Origin of the sequence: Streptomyces longisporoflavus (assembly GCF_014649775.1) — a bacterium.
GTDB classification, from domain to species: Bacteria; Actinomycetota; Actinomycetes; order Streptomycetales; family Streptomycetaceae; genus Streptomyces; species Streptomyces longisporoflavus.
Map to the genome: position 1 here is coordinate 1 of NZ_BMTR01000085.1, position 4,497 is coordinate 4,497.

Consider the following 4,497-nt stretch of genomic DNA (forward strand, 5'->3'; position numbering starts at 1 on the left):
GCGGTATGAGGCGGCCGCGGTGCTCGGTCATGTGTCGGGGGATGCGTTCTCGGCGTCCCGTGCCTTCAGGGAGCTGGGTTTCGACTCGCTGACGGCGGTGGAACTGCGTGCCCGGCTGAGTGAGGCCACCGGTGTCGCACTGCCCGCCACGCTGGTCTACGACTATCCCAACGCCGCCGTACTCGCCGCATACCTCCGCACGGAACTGTCCGGCGTGGTCCCTGCCGCTTCCGCTTCGGTGGCCGTGTCGAGCGCGACCGACGAACCCATCGCGATCGTGGCGATGGCGTGCCGTTTCCCGGGCGGCGTGTCGAGCCCGGAGCAGTTGTGGGACATCGTCCTGTCCGGCGAGGACGCGGTGTCGGAGTTCCCGACCGACCGGGGCTGGGACCTCCAGTCCCTGTACGACCCCGACCCGGACTCGGTGGGCACCTCGTACTCCCGGTCCGGCGCGTTCCTCTCCGACGTCGGCGCGTTCGACCCGGCGTTCTTCGGGATCTCGCCGCGCGAGGCGCTGGCGATGGACCCCCAGCAGCGGCTGCTCCTGGAAACCTCCTGGGAGGCCTTCGAACGGGCCGGGGTCGACCCGGAGTCGCTGCGCGGCGAGCGCGTCGGCGTGTTCGTCGGATCGAACATGCAGGACTACGGCTGGGTCCTGGGCGCGGCCGCCGACGACATGGGCGGATACGTGGCGACCGGCAACGCCGCCAGCGTGGCGTCCGGCCGCCTGTCGTACACCTTCGGCCTTGAGGGCCCCGCGGTGACAGTGGACACGGCATGCTCCTCCTCGCTGGTGGCCCTGCACCTCGCCGTGCAGGCGCTGCAGAGGGGCGAGTGCGAGATGGCGCTCGCCGGCGGTGTGACGGTGATGTCGACGCCGACCTCGTTCGTCGAGTTCAGCCGGCAGCGCGGGCTCGCCATGGACGGGCGGTGCAAGGCGTTCGCCGGCGCCGCGGACGGCACCGGTTGGGGCGAGGGTGTCGGCATGCTGTTCGTCGAGCGTCTTTCGGACGCTCAGCGCAACGGCCACCAGGTCCTCGCCGTCGTCCGCGGCTCGGCGGTGAACCAGGACGGCGCGTCCAACGGCCTGACCGCGCCCAACGGTCCCTCGCAGCAGCGAGTGATCCGCCAGGCCCTGGCGAGCGCGGGCCTGGCCCCGTCCGACGTGGACGTGGTCGAGGCACACGGCACGGGCACCAAGCTCGGCGACCCCATCGAGGCACAGGCCCTGCTCGCCACGTACGGCCAGGACCGCCCTGCCGACCGGCCGCTGTGGCTCGGCTCGATCAAGTCGAACCTCGGTCACACGCAGGCCGCCGCCGGTGTGGCGGGCGTGATCAAGATGGTCATGGCGATGCGGCACGGTGTGCTGCCCAAGACCCTGCACGTCGATGAGCCGTCGCCCCACGTCGACTGGTCCGCCGGTGCCGTGGAACTGCTCACCGACCAGCGCGAGTGGCCCGCCGCTGACCGGCCGTGGCGAGCCGGTGTGTCGTCGTTCGGCTTCAGCGGAACCAACGCGCACACCATCATCGAGCAGGCACCCGCCATCGAGCAGGAGGAAGTTCCGGAGCCGGAACTCGACGGACTCGTGCCGTGGGTGATTTCGGCACGGAACGCCGAGGCGCTTCGCGAGCAGGCCGCACGACTCGAGTCCTTCGTGGCCGAGGCACCGGATCTGACCGTGGCGGCCGTGGGCCGTGCCCTGGTGTCCTCGCGGGCGCTTCTCGAACACCGTGCGGTGGTGGTCGGCGCCGACCGCGCGGAGCTCCTTGCCGCGCTGGAGGCAGTGGCCGATGGCCGGATGACCGGCGCCGTGGTTACGGGAGCGGCCGCCGAGCCCGGCCGGGTGGGCTTCCTGTTCTCGGGCCAGGGTTCGCAGCGGCTCGGCATGGGCCGCGAACTGGCCGACCGCTTCCCGGCTTTCGCCGATGCCCTGGACGCCGTACTCAATGAGTTCGACCCGCGGGTGCGTGAAGTGCTGTTCGGCGAGGACGCCGGCGCGCTGAACGAGACCGGGGTGACCCAGCCGGCGCTGTTCGCCGTCGAGGTGGCGCTGTTCCGTCTCCTGGAGTCGTGGGGCATACGGCCTGATGTGCTGGCTGGTCACTCGATCGGTGAGCTGGCGGCGGCCCACGTTGCGGGTGTCTGGTCGCTGGCCGATGCGGTGAAGGTGGTGTCGGCGCGTGGTGCGTTGATGCAGGCGCTGCCCACGGGCGGTGCGATGGTCGCGGTCCAGGCGTCCGAGGCGGAGATCGCCCCGGACCTGTCGGAGACGGTCGGCCTGGCCGCCGTCAACGGCCCCGGCTCGGTGGTGGTTTCCGGTGTGGCCGCCGATGTGGATGCGGTCGCGGAGAAGTGGCGTGCGGCGGGCCGCAAGGTGTCGCGTCTGAAGGTCAGCCACGCGTTCCACTCGCCGTTGATGGAGCCGATGCTCGACGACTTCCGCCGGGTGCTTGAGGGCGTGTCCTACGAGGCGCCCGCCATCCCCATCGTCTCGACGCTGACCGGCGTCCGCGCGAGCGCCGAGGAACTGGCCTCGCCTGACTACTGGGTGCGGCACGTACGCGAGTCCGTCCGCTACGCCGACGCCGTCGGCACGCTCACGGACGAGGGCGTGACCACGTTCGTCGAGGTCGGCCCCGGCGGCACCCTGGCCGCGCTCGGCCAGGAGACCGCGCCGGACGCGACCTTCGTGCCGGTGCTGCGCGGCGACCGCCCGGAGGCCGTGGCCGCGACCACCGCCGCGGGACAACTGCACGTGCGCGGCGTCCGGGTGGACTGGGAGACGTTCTTCGAGGCGCACGGTGCACGGCACGTGGACCTGCCCACGTACGCCTTCCAGCGTGAACGCTTCTGGCCCGACGTGCTGCCGGTGATCGGGAACGTCGCGGCGGCCGGGCTCGGTGCCGCCGAGCACCCGCTGCTCGGTGCGACCGTCACCCTCGGCGGTACGGATGGTGTGCTGCTGACCGGGCGGCTGTCGCTCCAGACCCACCCCTGGCTGGCAGATCACGAGATCATGGGCTCGGTGCTGCTGCCTGGCACCGCGTTCGTGGAACTGGCGATACGAGCGGGTGACCAGGTCGGGTGCGACCTGGTCGAGGAGCTGACGCTCGAGGCCCCGCTCGTCCTGCCCGAGAACGGTTCGGTGCGGGTCCAGGTGTGGGTCGGCGCGGGCGATGACTCGGGCCGGCGCGAGCTGACCTTCCACTCCAGCGCCGGTGACACCGACGACGGAGGTTCATGGACCCGCCATGCCACCGGCGTACTGGGCGCCGGTGGGCGCTCCGGCGGGACTTCGCTGGTGGAGTGGCCGCCCACGGGCGCGGAGTCCGTCGACCTGGACGGCTACTACGACCGCATGGTCGCCGGCGGCTTCGGCTACGGCCCGGTGTTCCAGGGCCTGCGGTCGGCCTGGCGCAGCGGTGACGAGATGTTCGCCGAGGTCGAGCTGCCGGAGGGTGCGAAGGCCGACGGATTCGGGCTGCACCCGGCGCTGCTGGACGCGACGCTGCAAGCCATCGGACTGATGGGCGAGGCCGATGCCCCCGGCAAGCTGCCGTTCTCGTGGTCCGGTGTGCGGCTGCACGCCTCGGGCGCCACGGCGCTTCGGGTGCGGTTGGCGCCCACCGGCGGTGACGGAGTGGCGCTCACGGTCGCGGACGGCTCCGGTGCCCCCGTGGCCACGGTCGACTCGCTGGTGCTGCGGCCGGCGGCGCCGGTCCAGGGTGCCGGTGACGAGCGAAGTGACGCGCTGTTCGGCGTCGACTGGGTGCCGGTTCCCCTGGCCGCCGGGGACGATGTTCCGACGGTCGAGTGGACCGACCTGGAGGTGCTCGCGGCCTCGGCCGACCTGCCCGACTACGTCGTTCTGCCGTGCCCCGTCCCCGCTGCCTCCGACCCGGCCACCGGCGAACACGAGGCGGCGCACCAGGCGGCACACTGGGCGCTGAACGCGGTCCAGACCTGGCTCGCTGACGACGAGCGGTACGCCGCGTCACGCCTGGTCGTCGTCACCAACGGGGCGATCGCCGCCACCCCCGAGGAGGATGCCCCCAACCTCGCGCAAGCAGCGGTGTGGGGTCTGGTGCGCTCCGCCCAGTCGGAGAACCCCGACCGGTTCGTGCTGGTCGACCTCGACGAGGAGACGGCATCGGTGGAGGTGCTGGCGTCCGCGCTGGCCACAGGGGAGCCGCAGTTGGCGGTGCGTGCGGGCGCCGTCAGCGCGCCGCGTCTGGCCAGAGCCCGGCACTCGGTGTCGGACGACCCCGGCTTCGGTGATGGCGCCGTACTCCTGACCGGTGCCACGGGCACCCTCGGCGGTCTCCTCGCCCGGCACCTCGTCGCCGAGCGCGGTGTGCGGAACCTGCTCCTGGTCAGCAGGCGCGGTGCCGCCGCCGAAGGCGCAGAGGCCCTGCGTGAGGAACTGGCCGCGCTGGGCGCCGAGGTGGCCTTCGCGGCGTGCGACGTGGCCGACCGCGAAGCCGTCGGGGC

Annotated in this window: 1 protein-coding gene; it reads left to right on the forward strand. The window is 72.4% G+C overall.

All coding sequences use genetic code 11. The features are described from left to right. The coding region (locus IE226_RS43360; protein ID WP_308429613.1) for a beta-ketoacyl synthase N-terminal-like domain-containing protein at positions 1-4,497 on the forward strand (4,497 nt) is incomplete at both ends.